This window comes from Paenibacillus sp. DMB5 (assembly GCF_001517085.1).
Lineage (GTDB): Bacteria > Bacillota > Bacilli > Paenibacillales > Paenibacillaceae > Paenibacillus_AQ.
Genome location: NZ_LRAC01000120.1, coordinates 1 through 20,010, shown reverse-complemented (window position 1 = coordinate 20,010; position 20,010 = coordinate 1). Strand labels below are relative to the sequence as shown.

The 20,010-nt window shown below is 41.9% G+C and carries 19 protein-coding genes and 1 riboswitch; of the genes, 16 read left to right on the top strand and 3 right to left on the bottom strand.

Annotated features, from left to right (window positions below):
- The first annotated feature begins 4 nt into the window (after positions 1-4).
- The 5 genes from AWJ19_RS12425 (at position 5) to AWJ19_RS12405 (ending at position 5,960) form a co-directional block, all read left to right on the top strand.
- The gene (locus tag AWJ19_RS12425; RefSeq protein ID WP_068724091.1) at positions 5-1,585 is read left to right on the top strand and encodes a ClC family H(+)/Cl(-) exchange transporter; all 1,581 of its coding nucleotides are present in this window, start codon (positions 5-7) and stop codon (positions 1,583-1,585) included.
- 68 nt (positions 1,586-1,653) lie between these two features.
- Positions 1,654-1,792, bottom strand: a riboswitch (cyclic di-AMP (ydaO/yuaA leader).
- Between the two features lie 439 nt (positions 1,793-2,231).
- Positions 2,232-2,897 carry an HAD-IA family hydrolase gene (locus tag AWJ19_RS12420; protein ID WP_068724089.1) on the top strand — a complete coding sequence of 222 codons (666 nt, stop codon included), beginning with the start codon at positions 2,232-2,234 and terminating at the stop codon, positions 2,895-2,897.
- Between the two features lie 36 nt (positions 2,898-2,933).
- Positions 2,934-4,139 carry a mannitol-1-phosphate 5-dehydrogenase gene (locus AWJ19_RS12415; protein ID WP_068724087.1) on the top strand — a complete coding sequence of 402 codons (1,206 nt, stop codon included), beginning with the start codon at positions 2,934-2,936 and terminating at the stop codon, positions 4,137-4,139.
- Positions 4,140-4,640: 501 nt separating this feature from the next.
- Positions 4,641-5,123 (top strand): Na+/H+ antiporter subunit E, encoded by a 483-nt coding sequence (locus AWJ19_RS12410; RefSeq protein ID WP_082707853.1) that lies wholly within the window; start codon positions 4,641-4,643, stop codon positions 5,121-5,123.
- Between the two features lie 63 nt (positions 5,124-5,186).
- Positions 5,187-5,960 (top strand): alpha/beta hydrolase, encoded by a 774-nt coding sequence (locus AWJ19_RS12405; protein ID WP_068724085.1) that lies wholly within the window; start codon positions 5,187-5,189, stop codon positions 5,958-5,960.
- 242 nt (positions 5,961-6,202) lie between these two features.
- Here the strand turns inward: AWJ19_RS12405 and AWJ19_RS12400 are convergent, their stop codons facing one another.
- A complete protein-coding gene (locus AWJ19_RS12400) occupies positions 6,203-7,243 on the bottom strand; it encodes an IS630 family transposase (RefSeq protein WP_082707852.1) in 1,041 nt (346 codons plus the stop codon).
- A 1,014-nt stretch (positions 7,244-8,257) separates the two neighbouring features.
- Entirely contained in the window at positions 8,258-8,815 is a 558-nt protein-coding gene (locus AWJ19_RS34050; RefSeq protein WP_241781715.1) for an NlpC/P60 family protein, read from the bottom strand.
- Between the two features lie 231 nt (positions 8,816-9,046).
- Here AWJ19_RS34050 and AWJ19_RS36535 point away from each other — a divergent pair, with 231 nt between their 5' ends.
- Genes AWJ19_RS36535 through lgt form a run of 3 tightly spaced genes read left to right on the top strand, consistent with a single transcriptional unit; the run spans position 9,047 to position 10,959 of the window.
- Positions 9,047-9,457, top strand: a complete 411-nt coding sequence (locus AWJ19_RS36535; RefSeq protein ID WP_241781714.1) for a hypothetical protein — start codon at positions 9,047-9,049, stop codon at positions 9,455-9,457.
- Positions 9,458-9,495: 38 nt separating this feature from the next.
- Positions 9,496-10,152, top strand: coding sequence for a YncE family protein (locus AWJ19_RS36530; RefSeq protein ID WP_241781713.1), 657 nt, complete (start codon positions 9,496-9,498; stop codon positions 10,150-10,152).
- Positions 10,153-10,173: 21 nt separating this feature from the next.
- Positions 10,174-10,959 (top strand): prolipoprotein diacylglyceryl transferase, encoded by a 786-nt coding sequence (gene lgt / locus AWJ19_RS12385; protein WP_068724081.1) that lies wholly within the window; start codon positions 10,174-10,176, stop codon positions 10,957-10,959.
- Positions 10,960-11,256: 297 nt separating this feature from the next.
- Here the strand turns inward: lgt and AWJ19_RS12380 are convergent, their stop codons facing one another.
- A complete protein-coding gene (locus tag AWJ19_RS12380) occupies positions 11,257-11,850 on the bottom strand; it encodes a hypothetical protein (RefSeq protein ID WP_068724079.1) in 594 nt (197 codons plus the stop codon).
- A 179-nt stretch (positions 11,851-12,029) separates the two neighbouring features.
- Between AWJ19_RS12380 and AWJ19_RS12375 the strand changes: the two genes are divergently transcribed.
- The 8 genes from AWJ19_RS12375 (at position 12,030) to AWJ19_RS12345 (ending at position 19,907) form a co-directional block, all read left to right on the top strand.
- Positions 12,030-12,311: a hypothetical protein gene (locus tag AWJ19_RS12375; protein WP_068724078.1), complete on the top strand. Its 282-nt coding sequence runs from the start codon at positions 12,030-12,032 to the stop codon at positions 12,309-12,311.
- Positions 12,312-12,325: 14 nt separating this feature from the next.
- Positions 12,326-12,469, top strand: a complete 144-nt coding sequence (locus AWJ19_RS35205) for a hypothetical protein (RefSeq protein ID WP_198536555.1) — start codon at positions 12,326-12,328, stop codon at positions 12,467-12,469.
- Positions 12,470-12,900: 431 nt separating this feature from the next.
- Positions 12,901-14,577 carry a methyl-accepting chemotaxis protein gene (locus tag AWJ19_RS12370; RefSeq protein ID WP_068724076.1) on the top strand — a complete coding sequence of 559 codons (1,677 nt, stop codon included), beginning with the start codon at positions 12,901-12,903 and terminating at the stop codon, positions 14,575-14,577.
- 436 nt (positions 14,578-15,013) lie between these two features.
- Complete coding sequence (locus AWJ19_RS12365; RefSeq protein ID WP_054940734.1) at positions 15,014-15,331, top strand: metal-sensitive transcriptional regulator; 318 nt, start codon at positions 15,014-15,016, stop codon at positions 15,329-15,331.
- A 24-nt stretch (positions 15,332-15,355) separates the two neighbouring features.
- A complete protein-coding gene (locus AWJ19_RS12360; protein ID WP_054940735.1) occupies positions 15,356-15,556 on the top strand; it encodes a copper ion binding protein in 201 nt (66 codons plus the stop codon).
- 80 nt (positions 15,557-15,636) lie between these two features.
- A complete protein-coding gene (locus tag AWJ19_RS12355) occupies positions 15,637-18,066 on the top strand; it encodes a heavy metal translocating P-type ATPase (RefSeq protein ID WP_068724074.1) in 2,430 nt (809 codons plus the stop codon).
- A gap of 1,068 nt (positions 18,067-19,134) precedes the next feature.
- Complete coding sequence (locus tag AWJ19_RS12350; protein ID WP_068724072.1) at positions 19,135-19,485, top strand: four-helix bundle copper-binding protein; 351 nt, start codon at positions 19,135-19,137, stop codon at positions 19,483-19,485.
- A gap of 236 nt (positions 19,486-19,721) precedes the next feature.
- The gene (locus AWJ19_RS12345; protein WP_054940736.1) at positions 19,722-19,907 is read left to right on the top strand and encodes a hypothetical protein; all 186 of its coding nucleotides are present in this window, start codon (positions 19,722-19,724) and stop codon (positions 19,905-19,907) included.
- The last annotated feature ends 103 nt before the right edge of the window (positions 19,908-20,010 follow it).

The following is a 20,010-nucleotide window of genomic DNA, read 5'->3' as shown; positions in this document are numbered from 1 at the left end:
GCAATTGAATGAAAATGATACCCGGAAATCGCTGAACATCTGGTTTGATTTTAAGTTCCGGCTGCTGGCCGGCGGAATAGCTGTAGGCGTGTTGTCCGGTGTAGTCGTCGTGTTTTTCCGGTTTGTCCTGGAGTATGTACTGGAACAGGTACTTATTTTTTATCGTTATCAGCTTAATCATTCATGGATCATACCCTTGTGGTTCATCGTTCTGATTGTATCCGGATGGGCAACGGGTATGCTTGTAAAAAAACAGCCTGCGATTTCAGGTAGCGGGATTCCTCAAGTTAAAGCGGTACTCCAGAATAAATTAGAGGTGAACTGGTGGAAAGCAGTATCTGCCAAATTCATTGGAGGAACCGTTAGTATCGGCGCGGGATTATCCCTCGGAAGAGAAGGCCCATCCATTCAGATTGGCGCATTGGTGGCCCAAGGCTTCAGCAGGTTAATGCGAAAAACAAAAACGGAAGAACATATGCTGATTACCTGTGGAGCAAGCGCTGGATTGGCCGCGGCATTTAATGCGCCTATTGCGGGCGTGATATTTGCATTAGAGGAAGTGCATATGAATTTTTCTCCTCTGGTTATGATTGCCGCGCTGGCTTCCTCACTTATGGCGGATTTTGTATCGAAAGAGTTTTTTGGACTAAATCCGGTTTTTCACTTTTCCAGTATTGGCGCGATTCCGCTTAGTCAGTATTTCCATTTGATCCTCTTAGGGTTTATCGTAGGTGCAGCAGGAATCGGGTTTAATAAAGGCATATATGCCTTTCAGGATTTGTACCGGAAAATAACGTGGCTGCCTGCTCATTACAGACCGGTCATTCCTTTTGTGATGGCTGGCATTCTCGGGTTATGCCTGCCTTCAGTTCTTGGGGGCGGGAACAATCTGGTCAATGATCTGGTAGCCGGTGCATTTCAAATAAAGCTTCTGCTCATTATCCTGGCAGTCAAATACTTATTCACTATGTTTAGTTATGGTTCGTCTGCTCCAGGCGGCATATTCCTGCCGATGCTGGTCATTGGCGCATTAATCGGTGTAATATACAGCAAACTGATGAATGGTCTGATTGGGGCGCCTGTACTTAGTGAAAGCAGTTTTCTGATCTTGGCCATGGCCGGATTGCTCACTGCCAGCTTAAAAGCTCCGATTACAGGCATTATTCTAATTACCGAAATGACAGGCTCATTTACCAATCTACTCTCCACTGGCGTGGTTTGTCTGGCGGCATACATGACAGCAGAGTTATTCCGCTCTTATCCTGTTTACGAGGTGCTTCTTGAGCGTTTCCTGCACCAGGGCAGAGGAACACGCTCACCTGAATCTTCGGAATCTTCGTCAAAAATTATTCTGGAAATTCCCATTCATCACGGCGCTCTCCTTGATGGTCTCTCTATCAAAGAGTTCTCATGGCCAGCCCAATGCCTGATTGTTTCGGTCAAACGCGGTTCACAGGATATGATTCCTTACGGCGATTTAATATTAAGAGCAGGAGATTATCTGACTATTCTAACGGGGGACCATAATGTTCCTGTTGTCAACGAATCTTTGGGGCAAGCTGCAAATATCAGCCAGTTTCAATAGCAGGCGGGTCAAAAGAACACAAAAAGAGACCCTTAGCAAGGGTCACTGGTTGATTAAAGTACATAAAGCAGACCCATCCACTGCTGACGAGGTTAGCTGACGGACTCGGGTAAGATGGTACCCTACACTCCTATGGAATGATTCGCCCCAATAAACTGGTTCCCCCGCTTTCCGGCTGAAGAACCGGAAACTAAGCGTATTTGCATTATACCTATGATGCTTTCAGAAGTCAAAAGGCTTTTCTGAAGATCTTACAATTGCATGTTGTAGACGAAACGTTCAACCCCTGGAATCTGAAGGAGTTGATTTTTGCTCGTAAAAAAGGCAGGGAGGAAAAAAGAGTTAATCATTCAGGAAAATGTTGTTAATGTGAGGGAAAAAACCTGGTGTATCAAGGGATTCGGGTTGTATTGCCAATGTGGGCAGCCGAAGAGTACATCGATAAAATAGCACTGGTTATATGCTTGTCTCTCCACAAATGTAACCGCAATCATTACGTGATATGTTAGCTGACGTGCTTGACGTAATCTGAAAGCCTTTGTTATGGTTTTTTTAGACAAACGCAAACAAAACAATTTTTTTGTAGCGCATTATTCTTTCCTGCGTAAGCTAGTCTGACCCAATTAAGCCTGAGGAGATGATTGATTTGATCAAGGGTATTATTTTTGACTTCGACGGAACTATTATCGACACAGAGACCGCTTGGTACACTGCCTTTAGTGAGGCCTATGAAGAACATGGAGTGGAACTGACGCTTGAGAAGTATTCAACCTGTATTGGCACTAGCTTGAATAGCTTTAATCCTTATGAGTATCTGATAACGGATTTGAAGCTGGATATAGACCGGGATAAATTTAGAACGGATGTTCAGCTGAGACACAGCAAACTGATGGAGCTCGAAGAGATGCGTCCGGGGATTCAGCATTACCTTGATTCAGCAAAGGATGCCGGACTGCGCATGGGATTAGCTTCAAGCTCATCCATGGAATGGGTCGGCAGATACCTGGATCAACTGGGGATTAGCGATTATTTTGAATGCATCCGGACTTCTGATCATGTTAAAAATGTGAAGCCTGACCCTGAACTTTATAATCAAACCTTAGCGTATCTGAATATTGCTCCAGAAGAGGCAGTGGCCATTGAAGATTCACCAAATGGAGCGAGGGCAGCGGCAGCTGCCGGAATGAACTGCGTAATTATCCCGAATGCTATTACCTCATTCCTGGAGTTTGATGACGTGTCTTCTAAAATAGAATGCCTAAGCCAGCTGGATTTTGAGCAGGCAACCTCCCGGAGCTACTTCAGCAATTAATTAACCTTAAAAATTCATTCCAAGGGGGACAACGTATTGAGAGCCGTTCATTTTGGTGCAGGCAATATTGGCAGAGGATTTATCGGACCCATGCTGTCTAACTCAGGATACAGAGTTTGTTTTGTCGGAAGAAGCACTAGTAAAATAGCCCAGCTGCAAGGGCGGGGCCAGTATTCTGTAACGTTTGCCAATGAGAATCGGGACCGTTATATTGTCGATAACGTGACTGCAGTCAACCTGGGGGATACTGCAGAGGTAGCGAAGGAAATCGCTAAAGCCGAAATCGTGACAACAGCAGTGGGGATAACGGCTTTAAAAGATATTGCCAGTACACTTGCGCGGGGAATTGAGCTGAGATTGAGTAACGGTGAGCAATCCAAACCGCTTCATGTGTTTGCCTGTGAGAACGGAATGAAAAGCAGCCAGCAATTGAAGGAGGCTGTTTACCGGCATTTGAAGCAATCCTGCAAGGAGCTTGCAGATCGTTTTGTCGCTTTTCCAAATGTGATGGTTGACCGGATCGTCCCCGTTCAAAAAAATAAAGATCCGCTTGAGATTCTAGTAGAACCATTCAGTGAATGGGTCATTCCCCGCAGTGATATGATTGGTGACTATAACGAAATTAAAGGCGCACATTATGTGGATTCACTGGATCCCTACCTCGAGCGCAAGCTTTTTACTGTAAACACCGGCCATTGCAGTGCAGCTTACTTTGGATACATGGAAGGTTATCACAGTATTCAAGAGGCCATGTCAGATCCGGGTATCAGAGACCGGGTTCAAGGGGTTCTGCGTGAGACTGGAAGCTTGTTAATTCATATGTATGGATTCGATCCCGAAGTTCATGAAAGGTATATACAGAAAATGATGGGCCGCTTTTCGAATCCTAACTTTACAGACAGCGTTAATCGTGTTGCCCGTTCCCCGCTTCGAAAGCTTTCTCCATCAGAAAGACTGGTTAAACCCGCTATGCTTGCTAATGAATTGGGCTTGGAGACAACATATCTGGTGCTTGCTATTTCCTATGCGCTTTTCTTCGACGATACCAAGGATCAGGAAGCCGTTGTTCTTCAGGAGACTATCCGTAAACAAGGCGTTAGTGAAGTGATTAAAACAAAGCTGGGAATTCCGGTAGAGCATCCGCTTCATTACCAGATTGTTAGGGGATATAATAAGCTTTGTTTGCAGTATCCGCATATGTCGAGTAGCGGATTTCAGTCTATGTTTCTCCGTATTCGTTAATCAATCTCATAATAAAATTCGGATAACAACCCGATTAATTAGATTCGCTGAAAGTTTTAAGTGCCAATTACTTTTGATTTTATAAATGAAAAACAGGAGCTTCCCGCATAAAAAGGAGATAAGCTCCTGTTTCATTTGTATGCTTCATATCTCTGATTTCAACAAAAAGTCATATTGCTCTCAACGGCTTTTCGCCGTCTTTTACAATATTTATCCAGATCATCTTAATACAATCTTAATGTCTCGGATGAATACTTAACGTTATCTTAATGACTCCCATGGTATACTTCTGCTTAAAGGAATTCGGCTTATACAAAGCTACAGCAATTTTGGGGATTCCAACTCGCTTAAATAGAGAATTTGGTCTCATTTATAGGCCTATTAATTCAACAAAATAAGTATCAAACCGGAGGAGCCTGCCAACAGCAGGCTCTTTCTGTGTTTTTTACATATTAGAGGATCCGCTGACCTATGTTAAAAACACAATAAGGAGTGGATAGTGTGGCTTTACAAGTCTTATTAAATCTGTTAATCGCTTTTCTTTGGATGGCGATAAACAACAGCAGTTCCAGTGCAAACTTCATAATCGGGTATCTGTTAGGTCTAGCATTTTTATTAATGTTCCGAAAAGCAAACCCACAGAAAAAGCCGTTTTATCTTATCCGCTTTTGGGCAATATTGAAGCTGTTACTCATTTTTTTACGTGAGTTAATTCTCTCGAGTTTTGTTGTAATTAGTCACATTCTTCGACCCAAATTAACTATTCGTCCCGGCATTTTTGCTTACGAAACTTCATTAACCACATCTTGGGAGATAACACTCTTATCTAGCCTAATCTGTTTGACACCGGGGACATTGACCCTTGATATTTCAGGAGACGGTAAGACTCTGTACATTCACGCTATAGACATTAAAGATGCTGAGAAGCTTGTTGAGCATATAAGAGGAACCTTTGAACAGGCAATTGCAGCAGTAACGCGCTGATTATTTATTATGTGAGGGGAATGGAGTCATCCAGGCGATCAACAGTGAAAGGAGTCATTTGACATGCCACATGTTCAAGTCAATGGAACTATGATTTATTACGAGATGTACGGAAGTGGTCTTCCTATTGTTTTTATCCATGATTATTCAACCTCGCATCATCTATTTGCACCGCAAACAGAGTATTTCAGTAAACGTGCTAAAGTTATTGTATTTGATTTGAGAGGCAACGGAAAATCAGGTAAGCTGGATGTCGAAACTAGCCGGATTATAGATACTCAATGTGAAGATTTGAAGGAATTATTAGAAACTTTATCTATTGATCGAGCAGTAATTGTAGCATCCTCCAGTGGAGCCGTACTTGCCCTCAAATATGCCTCACTTTATCCCGGCAGAGTAATAAATCTGATTCTTGTTGACAGTTATTTTAATAGTGATGGAACAGCTCTAGGAGGTAAAGTAAGAAATACTCTAGAAATCATCGCATGGGCATCCCATTACCTTCCTGCTGAAATGTTTATCCGTTCTTTAAGAATCACTTATAATAACTGGCTCGTAGCTTATCACATCTTGAAAAAGGAACTTATTCAGCAACGAACCACGGAATTAATTAAGCAGCGGCTGGCTCTCAGATACACTATTAATTGTATAGATTCATTAGAATTAAAAATACCTGTTTTTTATATATCTGGAAACCGCAATACTTGGATGCTGGAACAGGTGAAAAAAACGGTGTCTCATTTCCTCAAGCCCAACTCGCAGTCCTGGAGGATGCAATGTATCCAAGCCATTTGTGCCAGCCGGAACTCTTCAATCGACTGCTGCTGGATTATTTAAAGGATCAGCAATGTTTTCAATCGGTTAATCAATACGGATAATTAGATACCGGATAACAAGTGGGGCGGGCATAGACCTTGCAGTTGTAAAAGCGATCATTAATGCTCCTTCAGACAAGACGATGGGTTATGGTTTCGGCTTCAGGCGAGAGGGAAACCAGGAAAAAACGGGAGGGGAGTGAAACTACAGAAGAAGAATATTTCCGGATAAAAAATTTCCTTCTATATAGAACGCAATTAAGTTTATAACCTGATGAGGAGACGATCTATCGTTTCTAATGGATGCTTGTTGATTCTTCTCATGAATTGACTTACATGAAGTCTAATCTTATAGAATTTTTCAAAAAAAATGTTGTTCACTACGTCAGCTTTGAGCCATAACCAAAGTCCTTCAACGGGGTTAAGGTTTGGGCTATAAGGTGGTAGAAAAACAAGTTGCAGACGCGGATGCTCCTTTAGAAACAGTTGTAACTCGGTAGCGTGATGAATCCGACTGTTGTCCAAAATCAAAGCCATTTTTCCATTGGGATACGCAGAGAGAATATCCTGTAAGAACAGAATAAAGGCCGCGGTGTCCGCTTTTTCTTCTTCTCGGTGATGAACTTGACCGGTTTCATAGTTAATGGCACCGAATAATTTGGCTCCTTCATGTCTACCGTACGTTGGTACTTTGCGTTGTTTGCCACGAGGAAACCAATTGTACTGAAGGGCTTGATACGAACGAATCATGGACTCATCTTCAAAAAGCAGGTGGTCTATTTGTTCAGCTTCGATCTGTTTCTTGAGCTGAGCGAACGTGTGCTTTCTGAAGTAAGCCTGAGCTTCCTCGTTGGCGTACGCAAGCGTGTATGTGGCTTTAGTAAAGCTAAAATTCATCCGTTTTAGCATTGCGCTAATTCCACGTACGCTCATGGCAACACCATATTCCCGTTTGATCCATTCCGCAACCAGTGGCAGAGTCCAAGTATAACGAGCCTCGAAACCCACATCGATAGGCGAATGCTGCTCCAGCATCGCGGCTAACTGATAACGTTGTTCTTCCGTAAGTTTTGTCGGTTGCCCAGGAGAATGATCCAATTCTAAACCTGCGAGTCCTTGGGACTGATAGGCTTGCCAATAAATACTGATCGTTTGACGCGCACGACTAAGTAGCTCACCTATGTCGTCAAAAGTATGGCCTTCGAGGCGAAGGCGAACCGCTAAATATCTTTCGTAAAGCCGTTTATCTGAAGTTTGTTTCATCGCTGTATTCAATTGCTCAATCTCTTTGTTACTCATTTTCATCGCCGCCTCGAGTTTATTTACTAGGTATTACCCGATTTGGCGACGAGAAAATTATGTTAGTTCATTAAATGCGTTCTATATAGATCGCATGTAAAAATATGTGTTAGAAAAACTTGGGAGCCCTCCATAAGGAGAACAGCTCCTATTTTATTTTCACGGTTGAGTCAGCTTTCCTTGGACTTTTTCAACGATAATCCATGAAATTAGGACTAATTAGACAATCCACATCGAAACTTCTTATTATGTGGGTAATATAATTAATTTAGGAAGAACACAGCGCTATTATCAGGAATATTGTAGGAAAACAAGAACATAGTCCCATTAGAACCCGCGCCTGGCGTGGTTTTTTTGTTTTAAGGGATCAAGTTCTTGTCCTTTACTCAGGACAAGAACTTGATCCCATTGCCGATAGTGGACAAGAACATGGTACTATTGCCAATTTGATAAATATCAAATAACACTTGTCTCAAAAGAAAATATAGACTGATGGTTTAGCCATTGTATCGTAGCTGCTAATTTCAAAACCCCTTCCTTTGTATCCTTGCTGTGTTGCCATAGAAGAAATTTGTACTGTATCAAAGTAATCTCTTTTTTTAATTTCTCCTACAAATATAAAATCGTGTGAAGGATAGTCATTAGAACCTTTTCTAGGTTTAAAGTGAAAACTGTCGAAAATATATCGAAACGGCATATTGTAAAAAAAATGAGGGGAGAACTCCTTGCGACTCAGTAGATTGAAATGTGCTCTAATCATAATTTGTTATTTGGCATCAAATCAAACAGCATATGCTAAAACGAATGCAGACCAATATAGATTCATACTTACCTTGTTAACGCCCGAAATACAAAAGCAATTAGACATTTATTACAAAGATAAACTGAATGAAAAGCTGTGTTTGACCCATTGCTTGATCCATTGAACGTATTGGTTAGGTATAAAGATTCCCATATCATTGCGAATGTAACAGTTTTTATACTGTATCATAGCACGGCAACCTTTAAGTAAGTATAGCCTTACTTTTTTAAAACACTTCCTCCGAAAAGAAAGCGCTTTTCCCATTGAGTACCCTCAATCGTATCGATTCGAACTCCACCCGATTTTTTTGAGTAGGTTTGTAGGATTTTTCCGTTTCCCAAATAGATTCCATTATGAGTAATTCGTGATGTATTTCTATTAATTCCTTGATAATCTGAAGCTTTATTTCCACGGTAAGACATAAAGAACATAATATCTCCAGGCTTTAGGCTTTTCCAATTTGTTGTATAAGACCCTTTGCTCTTGATGTAGGCACCTTGAGTTCTCGAATTAGAGGGTAAAGTGATTCCTGCCCCTTCAAGATAGGCTTGTCTAACGAAATCAGAGCAATCAAAGGTTCTAGTATTACTTCTACTGGATCCAAATTCATACGGGGTACCTAAGTATGTCATTCCTTTGGAGATGATACTATTCCTTACAGTACTTATAGACTCTTGCGAAGTATAACTAGCTGCGGATGACGTCGTCGATTGCACACCGAATATACTGATTGCCAGAGAGGTAGAAAGCAATAAAATGGAAAAATTCTTTTTCATGATAGACTTCCCTTCGTTTGTTTTTTGTGAAACTGACGTCATCCTATCACAGGATTCAAAGAATTGTTTAGGCGTAATATTTGGAATGTTAATTAAGATGTTTTCCCACAAAAAACACATACTTAACACATAAATGATAGTTAAAATTAAAAACACTTAGAGAAATGGCATGTACATTTAGCTATATTTTTAGGGAAGTCTTAACAAGTAAACTTCATGGAGATGAACAATATGAGAAAAAAGTGGATGAATGTCCTCACCGTAGCCATTTTAAGTGTTAGCATTACTGCCTGTGGATCGGCGCAAAAGAATAATTCAGATGCGACTCCATCTGCAACTACTGCAACAAATGCTGAATCTACTACCGGTACCTCGAATTCCCAAAATAGCTCACCAGTGATTTTATATACTGCTGATGAAGGTGGTAGTATTACTAAAATTGATGCAAACACATACAAAGTCATTAAGTCGATCGATATTGACGGTTCGGTTCATAACGTACAAATTTCACCCGATGGGAAAACGGTAGGAGTTACAGTGGTTCCTACTATGGGGGAGATGGAAGAGGGAGCAGAGAACGCGCAAAGTGAACATGAAATGAATGGGTATGCTTATTTTTTAGCACATCATCAGACGAACTAATTCGAAAAGTTGAGGTCGGGGCTCATCCGGCTCATATTGTGTTCACAAATGATGGGAAGTATGTATTGGTTACGAATAATGAAGGAAACGATGCATCTGTAATTGATGCCAAGTCCTTAAAAATAGTAAATTCCATTCCAACCGGAACGGGACCGCATGGATTTAGAATATCCACAGACAGCAAATATGCCTTTATAGCAAATATGGCCGAAGACACGGTAAGTGTGTTGGACTTGGATGCTATGAATGAAAAACAAAAAATCAGTGTAGGTAATACACCTGTAACGACGGGAATCACGAGTGATGGAAAAATCCTTGTCGTTCCATTAAACGCAGAAAATGCAGCCGCTGTAGTAGATTTGGATTCTTCTAACATTACAAAAGTGCCTGTCGGTAATGGCCCTGCTCAGGTATACATTTCTGCTGATAATAAATATGCCGTAATAGCGAACCAAGGTACAGAAGAAAATCCGTCACATAGCATTTCAAAAATTGATCTCGTGACAAAACAAGTAACAGCAACGACTGAGACAGGCACAGGGGCGCATGGTGTAGTCATCAACCCGGATGGCAGCAAGATCTTTGTGACGAATATGTTCGATAACACCGTAACAGTGATCGATAATGAAACAAATCAAGTGATTACAACAATCAACGTAGGCGCGACTCCGAATGGTATCAGTATTACTCCATAACGAGGCTAAGGAGGAAATGATTTGAGAGTAATCTTATTCGAAGTTGCAGGACTTTCGATTAGATCCTATGGCGTAATAGTAGGGTTGGCAGTGCTACTTGCGATAGGTGTTGCATATTATTTAGCTCGAGGGACCAACTATCAAAAACATATATTGAATCTAGTCTTCTACGTAATATTTAGTGCAATAATCGGCGCAAGAATATGGCATGTATTCTTTTTTCAGTGGGGTTATTATTCAAAACATTTGGGGGAAATATTCGCGATTTGGAATGGTGGCATTTCAATCCAGGGAGCGTTAATAGGTGGTTTTATTGCGGCAGCTTATTATGCGCGGAAAGAGAAGATTTCTTTTTGGGGACTTGCGGATATTCTAGCGCCGGCAATCATATTTGGACAAGCTGTCGGCCGAATTGCCTGCTTTTTAAATGGAGATGCATTTGGGGCCCCGACCGGGACTGGCTTCGGAATTGTTTATCCAGAAGGGACTATAGCTTTCGAGCGCTATGGTTCAGTTCCGTTATGGCCTGCTGAAATATGGGAAGGTCAGCTTGACTTAATCGTCTTTGGTATTCTTCTAGTCTTGAAGAATATAAAGTTGCCTAAAGGTGGACAATTTTTAAGTTATAATATTATGTATGCCCTGGTCCGGTTTTCTATGGAATTTCTGCGTGGAGATTCACCGCGTTATGCGTTAGGCTGGACAGCAGGTCAGTGGACGAGTATGAGTATTCTTGTTATTTCTCTGTCTGTGTTCCTTTATTTCTTCACAAGGAACCAGGTGAAAGAGACAGTACATAGGGTGTAAGGTGCATGAGTGGAAGAGAACATCCTTTGTGCTTATCGCATAGCTATTTTGGATCTACCATATAGGTAGTGTTGATATCATTGATATAGCTCCGCAAGTAACTAGTAGTCATTTGCCTGGGGTGAATGGATTAAAACCGGCTCTGCCGTGTTCTTCAGTTATGGCGGAGTACAGTTGTATCTGCCACCATGGGAACGTCATGGTGGCTTTTTTTTATATAAGGCCAACTCTTCATATTACCACTTTAAAACTGTCTGGTAGCTATCTTATGTGAACATTGAACCCGACCCTCAAAGATTAATGATTTGTATGGTTCGTATTCTGAATCGTTTTTTGTAAACCTAGCGGCTTCGCTTGTTCAGGATCGTTATGATTTGCAACGGTGACATATACCATAAGGACTGTTGAAATGAAGAGGAACATGAATAGCGGTGAACTCAAGACCTTAAAAGTACCTTCGATTACGTTCTCGCTAGATAAGCGCTGCAACAATAAAGTGTGGGCAAATTGCAAGAATCCGGATACGACCATAAAAAAGAATAGAACATCTTTCCATTCTGATTGAGGAAACATTTGTATCAGCATAACCCCCATTAATCCGGCCATCATCCCAGACGATGCTCCGTTTAAGAACGCCCCCAAACCCATCAGTCCTCCTATTATGCTTCCAGAAAAGATCCCTAGAAGGACACCTAACACCAAAGATTGAACAGGGCCGGCAATATAGAGGCCGCTCAAAGTACCGCCTCCAAAACCAACAATCATCCCGACTACCATAGGCGAAACCATTCGAATCGATTCTGTAACTGTCGCCTTAAATCGCAGGATAATGACAAAAGACCAGACCAAAATGAAGATATAAAAAACAACTGCAAGTCCTAAGGATGACACTTTAATCCCTCCTTTTAATGTGAGTTTGGTTGAATAAGCTACTTGTAAAGCGTGTCCTCTACCTACAAACAGTGATATGAGAAAGGATTAAAATGTATTCTCCATTAAAAGCCCATAAATGCTACATAAATTCCACAAGGATCTCTTGTACCATGGAGTTACAGGAGGCGAAAAGAAAAATGAATGCGAAATTATTAACTGGCTTGGGTGCTTTTATATTGACGTTGGGAATCGGTTCCGCAGTATACGCTACAGGAGTTGATTCCGACATCTCCAAAGGGGATGTTTCTTCCAAGCAAGAGGTAGCTCAGCAGGAGACGTATTTTCACCATATGGCGAACATGAACGATACAATGAACGATGAAGTTATGACGGATATGATGAGCAATACCGATATGTCTGAAATGATGAAGCAGCCAGGCATGGACGAAATGATGAATGGACTTGATATGGAAAAATGATGGAAGATAAAGACATGAGTGAAATGATGAAAAAACCGGATATGGTGGACATGATGGAAGGTACCACAATGGATGAGATGATGCGGGATTCCAATATGGATGAAATGATGCAAAGAAACCATAGGACAGATATCCCTGGGCAGAGCGTAAGTATTTAATAGACTATATGATTAAAGTTTAAGGAGGTTATTTCATGAGTTGTTGCGGAAACCATAACCAGCATGACAGTCATAACAATCATCATAAAAAAGGCCCAGCCCATCGTCTGATGATGATGATGTGTTGTATACTTCCGATCGTGCTGTTCGTTATTTTAATCATTGCTAATAATGTAAGTGGTTCAACAAGTAATATGCTTGCCTATAGTGTATTGTTGTTATGCCCGCTTTCACATCTCGTACTTATGCCTTTAATGATGCGAAACAAAAAACACTAATTGTACTGCATCAAGTGAGATTTTACCGATTTATTCTGATCAATAACTGTCAGTCTGAGAGATCGCGCACTCCTAAGTTGGGGTGGCGGTCTCCTTTTCTAACTAGCCTTATTAGAGCTATCTTCATGTGAATAACAAAGGTGGAGGAACGAAATGAAGTTATCCAGCAAACTGATTCTATATATAAGCCTTTTCATTTTAATACTCATCGTTTCCTTCAGTACTTATGCCATCGCGAATATGAATGCCCAGGTTACCCACCTCGCAGAACAAAAGATGGTGTCTAACACAAAGTTAGCGACTGCACTGCTAGATGTTAAATTTCCCGGAGAATGGACGCTGAAGGATGGGAAGTTGTTTAAAGGCGAGGTCTCTATAGAGGGAAATCATGACGTTGCTTTGTTCGTTGGAGCATTAACTGGTGATGATATTGTAATTTTTAAAGGCGAGAAGGGTGTAGCTGCATCGTCTAAGGGTAGCCATAATATGAACATCACAGAAATAATACTTGAGTCGAACGTAAAATCCATCGTCTTAGGTGGAAAGTCGTATGTAGGTGAAGCGCATGATGGAACTGAAATGGCGGTCTATGAACCCATTAGATCCTCAGACGGAACTGTAATTGGGGCGTTCCATATTAGTATGGGCAAGGAAATGTATAATCAGGCAATTAGTCGTTTTAAAGTAAAAATGATTGTATTTACGATGATCGGACTCCTTATCGCTTTATTCCTCACCGCTCTTTTCACAAGAAAATTAACCGCACCCTTAAGACAAGTCACTATCATGGCGGAACGAGTTGCATATGGCGATCTTAGTATCACAGATATCCCCGTCACTTCTAAGGATGAGTTGGGTATCCTTTCGAGAGCATTTAATCTAATGACTCATAACTTACATACACTAGTGTCTAAGGCTCAGCAGGCCGCGGATGAGGTACATAAAGTTTCTGGTGTTGTTCAAATGCATATCAATGGCGTAGGAGATTCATCACTTGAGATCGATCGTACCTTGCAATCCATACTCCAAGGTGCATCCAAACAGGTTGAGGGCATGAATCAAAGTATGGAGGCCGTTGAACATATCCAAATTAGCATACAAGAAATCGTTCAAAGGTCATCACAAGTCGCCAGTGCATCGGAAAATATGGTTGTGCATGCGGATCAAGGCAACGATTGGCTTCTAAGCATCATTTCTGTAATCAACCATTTGAACACATCCATCACACATGTAGCTAGTAAAATACAACAATTATCGGATAGCTCAGGCAGTATCGGGAACATTGCGACCGTTATTACCGATTTATCCTCACAGACCCATTTGCTGTCGTTGAATGCTTCCATTGAGGCTGCGCGTGCAGGAGAAGCTGGGAGAGGATTTTCTGTGGTTGCAGATGAAGTGAAAAAACTAGCTGAGCAGTCTGAAAACTCAGCCCAAGAAATAAGAATACTCATTGAAAAGGTTCAACATATCACCAGTGAAGCAGCCGAAGGGATGAACACAAGTTTAGCTCAATTAACAGCGGGGAACCAGCACCTAATCTCTGCAGGGAAATCCTTCGAACAGATCATTATCTCCTCTCAACATGTAGCTTCTCAGAATCAAAATGTATATCAAGCAACAAGACAAATGTCAACAGATTCTCACTACATTTCTGATTCTGTTGCGGATGTGACTACGATTGCCGAACACACTTCTTCTCGTATTCAAGGTGTGGTCCAAACTTCGGATATGCAAAGTCAAATGGTTAACCAGATATCAGGGGCTCTTGAAAACATGTCCCAATCGGTTGACCAATTGCTAAAGTCTATCCGTATCTTCAAACTGTAGCATCATGTACGGCCAATCACTAGACTTACCTTAATGATATATAGAACAAGCCCGTTGATATATACCACGGGCTTGACAGTCTTTATTTGATGGTGCCGTTCAGGAAGTCAAATTCCTATCCCATTAGAAAGACGATCAAGCGAAGCTTATCAATATGAGGCACACTATAATTATCTCAGCTAAAAGCCAATTATCATTTACATGATTTCAAGGGTTTCCGAAGACCGTGACTTCGTCTATCGTGATCAAACTGAGGATCATTGTGGGCTGTAATTAACCGCAGTTTCTGCAAAAATTACAAAAGGCAGAGGTTATATACAAGTGCATAAACAAAGAGGTTAAATGAACAGACTAAAAAAGGAGATGAAGTACTTCCTAATCCCCTGTTTACATACGGTAGGGGGGTATGGTATATTGATGGTGAGAGGTGAGGCACATGGAACAATCAGTGGAACAGACTGCATCTCATGGACATCATCGAAAAAGTCATCATTCTGATCAAACGAAGGCCAATCTAATGACCCGGTTAAACCGGATTGAGGGTCAAATTCGTGGGGTTAAAGGGATGATAGAAAAAGATACCTATTGCGATGACGTTCTAAATCAAATTGCGGCGATTCAGTCGGCTCTCAATAGCGTAGGGAAAATGGTTCTGGAAGGTCATATGAAAAGCTGCGTGATTGAACGAATCCAATCCGGCGAACATGAAGTGATTGATGAGATTCTGGTTACCATGAATAAATTAATGAAATAAACAAACGATATGGGGGAATGAAAGATGAAGAACGAAACATTACATGTAGAAGGAATGTCTTGCGGACATTGTGTAAAAAGTGTTGAAGGAGCCGTTAAAAACATTGGGGCTGATGCAAAAGTGAACCTGGAGAAAAAGACAGTTGAGGTCGTTTTTGATGAATCTAGTGTATCCTTGGAAGCCATAAAGAATGCCATCGAAGAGCAAGGTTACGATGTCGTCTAAGTCCGTAAGCAGCCATCGTCAAGATGGCTCCTTTTTTTCAACACAATGTACCCCCTGGGGGTATGAGGGAGGGATAGATAATGAGTTCAACGATATCTAAAAGTGAGGAGCAAACAACCTTACAGATCACAGGAATGACTTGTGCTGCTTGTGCCAACCGGATCGAGAAAGGATTAAGAAAAATGGATGGGGTGACGGAAGCAAATGTGAATTTCGCCTTGGAACGGGCGACTTTGACGTTTGATCCCAAACGTGCAACCATTCCGCAAATGCAAGAACAGATTGAACATTTAGGCTACGGCACTGTAAAGCAAACCACGGATTTCCAAATCACTGGGATGACATGCGCCGCTTGCGCCAATCGGATTGAAAAGGGATTAAACAAAATGCCCGGTGTTGTAACGGCGAATGTTAATCTTGCCCTTGAAACAGCCCGGGTCGAGTACGACCCAGCGACTGTTACTTTGGAAGACATGCAAAAAAAGGTGGAGCAACTCGGGTATAAGGCCATGCCGAAGGAAGGGCAGCAGGACGCCTCCGCACATAAACAAAAAGAAATCTCTAAACAAAAAAGACGGTTTATCATTTCAGCCCTTCTCTCTTTACCATTACTATGGTCCATGATCAGCCACTTCTCGTTCCTATCTTGGATTTGGATGCCTATGATTTTCATGGACCCTTGGTTCCAACTGATTTTGGCTACACCAGTTCAATTTTATATCGGTGGCCATTTCTATGTTGGTGCGTATAAAGCGCTGCGTAATAAAAGTGCCAATATGGACGTTCTGGTAGCCCTCGGGACTTCGGCAGCATACTTCTATAGCCTCTATTTGACGCTCGAATGGGTTCAAGCCGGTGCGGGGGCTCATGGACCGGAAATGTACTATGAGACCAGCTCTATCTTGATTACACTGGTCATCCTCGGGAAATTGTTCGAGGCTCTTGCCAAAGGAAGAACGTCTGAAGCGATTAAAACACTGATGGGTCTTCAAGCCAAGACGGCATTGGTTGTTCGCGATGGACAGGAAATGACTATCCCTGTCGAAGAAGTCGTGGCCGGTGACATCGTAATCGTAAAACCAGGGGAGAAAATCCCGGTTGACGGCGAGGTGGTGGAGGGGGCTTCTTCCGTAGATGAGGCTATGTTAACTGGAGAAAGCCTGCCGGTTGAGAAAAGAACGGGAGATCCTGTCATTGGTGCAACGATTAACAAGAACGGAGTACTTCGAATTCAAGCGACCAAAGTCGGAAAAGAAACGGCCCTGGCTCAGATTATTAAAGTGGTTGAAGAGGCCCAAGGTTCCAAAGCTCCTATTCAACGTGTAGCAGATGCCATTTCAGGTATATTTGTTCCGATCGTCGTAGCGATCTCGGTTCTTGCGTTTATCGCTTGGTTTGTTTGGATTACGCCAGGAGAGTTTGCAAACGCACTGGAGATTGCGATTGCGATACTCGTCATTGCTTGTCCTTGTGCCCTGGGACTTGCGACACCGACTTCCATTATGGCAGGTTCAGGAAGAGCCGCAGAGTCGGGAATCCTGTTTAAAGGCGGTGAACACCTAGAAGCTACCCACCGCATTAATACCATCATCTTAGATAAAACCGGAACGGTGACAAAAGGCAAACCGGAACTGACTGACGTCGTGGTTTCCGGCTGGATGGAAACAGATCTGCTGGCCCTTGTCGGCGCGGCAGAGAAGAACTCCGAGCATCCTCTGGCTGAAGCTATAGTTGCTGGGATTATCGCTAAGGGTATCCAATTGCCGAGAACGGACACGTTTGAAGCGATACCTGGGCATGGTATTAAGGCAAATGTGATGGGCAAGGAAATTCTCGTGGGTACGAGAAAACTCATGGCTCAGTTTCAAGTGTCCATCAATCATGCGCAAGATCAGATGGACCAACTGGAGCAGGCAGGCAAAACAGCCATGCTGATTGCTGTAGATCGGCAGTATGCCGGTATAGTAGCGGTTGCAGATACCATTAAGGAAACCTCGGCACAGGCTGTTAAACGGCTTAATGGCATGGGGATCGAAGTCATTATGATTACGGGTGATAACCATCGAACAGCTGAAGCAATTGCCAAGCAGGTTGGAATTACGCGTGTATTGGCTGAAGTTCTCCCCGAAGGTAAAGCAGATGAAGTAAAGAAATTACAGGCTCAAGGGAAAAAAGTCGCAATGGTCGGAGACGGCATCAATGATGCTCCCGCCCTTGCCATGGCGGATATTGGAATGGCGATGGGTACAGGAACAGATGTAGCGATGGAAGCTGCTGACGTAACTCTCATGCGAGGAGATCTCAATAGTATTCCGGATGCGATCTATATGAGTCGAAAAACGATGGGGAATATACGGCAAAACCTGTTCTGGGCGCTTGCGTATAATTCTATCGGTATCCCGATAGCGGCGATTGGTTTGCTTGCACCTTGGGTTGCTGGAGCAGCTATGGCATTAAGTTCAGTTTCTGTGGTTCTGAATGCGCTTCGGTTGCAGCGTGTTAAATTGTAAACTTATTGTATTATATTGGGGAGAAGAGAAGAAGGGTATAATCCAATAATGGATCATGCCCTTTCAATCGTCTCCCCTTATCATTTTTTAACAACTACACTTTGAGGTTGTAATGTGGTGTGATCTACCTAACGTATTGCTTTTTTCGAATCTAACGAAGGGTAAATCTATTCTATAACCATCCTCACTACATTGGTCACCGTACATTGTACGTTCAAACAACACGATCAGGAGTAAGTACGTATAAATCTTCAAACTGTTCTCAAAAATATTCTCATACAAGCAGCATGAGTATTTGTATTATCACCGTAATTTGGAGCACTATTTCAAAACGAAAGTCCGGTTGTTTACGCAAACATACCCTATGGAGACCCGTTATATTTAGCGAGAGTCCTTTGAAAAAAATAAATCGAACGGTTTTTCTATGGGTTCAACACCTTACGAGGAATATGGCAGTGCCCCTTCGGATTACGTTAGGATTACCCCTCTGGGATCGAAATCAAATCACTTTTGATTTTAAAGAGAGGCCAATCCCAGTTTCCCTCTTTCTGAGATATTTCCCGTTGAGGTGGCCCATGGTTAACTGTTCGGCATAAGCGAAAAAATGCTAGTTGTCAATGAGCACATTCTCATATGTTGCTGGCCGATACTGAGGTCTGCGGTCAGAAACCACTATACATAAAATAGAATGACGAGGCATGGCGCTGTTTGTCGTGCATGGCATTCATAAAGTGTATTTCAATCAGGGAATCATTTGCCCTGTAAGCTAATAAGCTGTTTTTACTAATTCATCGTTATCTGCGATTCTAAGACCTTTTAGGAATGTCTTTAGCATCTTACCGATGAGATTTTAAGCTATTATCCCCTAGATGGCTCAAGTTCGTAGTAAATCAAAGGTAATGCTTGGATTCGTTAATCTGAGTACGTATAACTCTGGATCATAGAGCAATTCAATCGCATTATTAGAAAGCGGAGTCTCCGGACGTGTACGTGTATATATTTGGTCTTTATTTAGATAATAACTAACGATCAAACAACATTCAAATAATGAAAAGAGAGGGAATGAAAATGTTACTTGCCAACTCCGCTACTCCAAAGCACTATACGCATTGTATTGAAGCCTGCCTAAAATGTGCACAGGCTTGCGAAGAATGTTTTTCAGCATGCCTAAAAGAGACTGATGTTCAAGCAAGAACCTCAATGATCAAGATGCTGAACGATTGCGCAGAAATCTGCCTTCAGGCAGCTCAATTAATGAGCAGAGACAGTATGTTTGCGAAGGCAAGTTGCGAGCTGTGTGCCATGGTTTGCGAAGCATGCGCCAAAGATTGTGAAGCGTTTAAAGATGCCCATTGTCAAGAATGCGCAAAATTCTGCCGCGAATGTGCAGAAGCTTGCCGGCAGATGGCAAGAGCGTAACGAGTGCAATGAAACATCGAGCAGGAGTATCTCGAATTCAAGAGATACCCTGCTTTTTTAGGTTAGGTGTATTGGTGTGCATCGGATTTTATTTAAGCAGTTGGAGGGTGTTTTCTCCCTTATGAGCAAAATCACACACAAAACTCAAATAAAGAACACGAATCTTACATATTAATCTCTTAAAATAAAGTCAATCAAAGATTACACATTTAAGAATTCAGAGGAGGAATAAGGCAATGGCATGGTCATGGAATCGGGTATATATAGTGCCGTTAAGTATAGGATCGGTTTTGTTTGGGGAAAAGACAGTGAATAAAGTAATCTCTAAACAAATAGAAACGGATTGGACCATTCACGCAGACTATTTCGAGGCAGCGGTACAGAATGAACAATTAAAACGAGAACTTTCCAGCTTACGCTAAGTTTTATAAAATGATCATTATGAAAAAAGGAACTGATCCCATCAGTTCCTCAGATTGTCGAGAAACCCAGGTCTTTAAATGACATGGGTTTCTTTTGTATTTC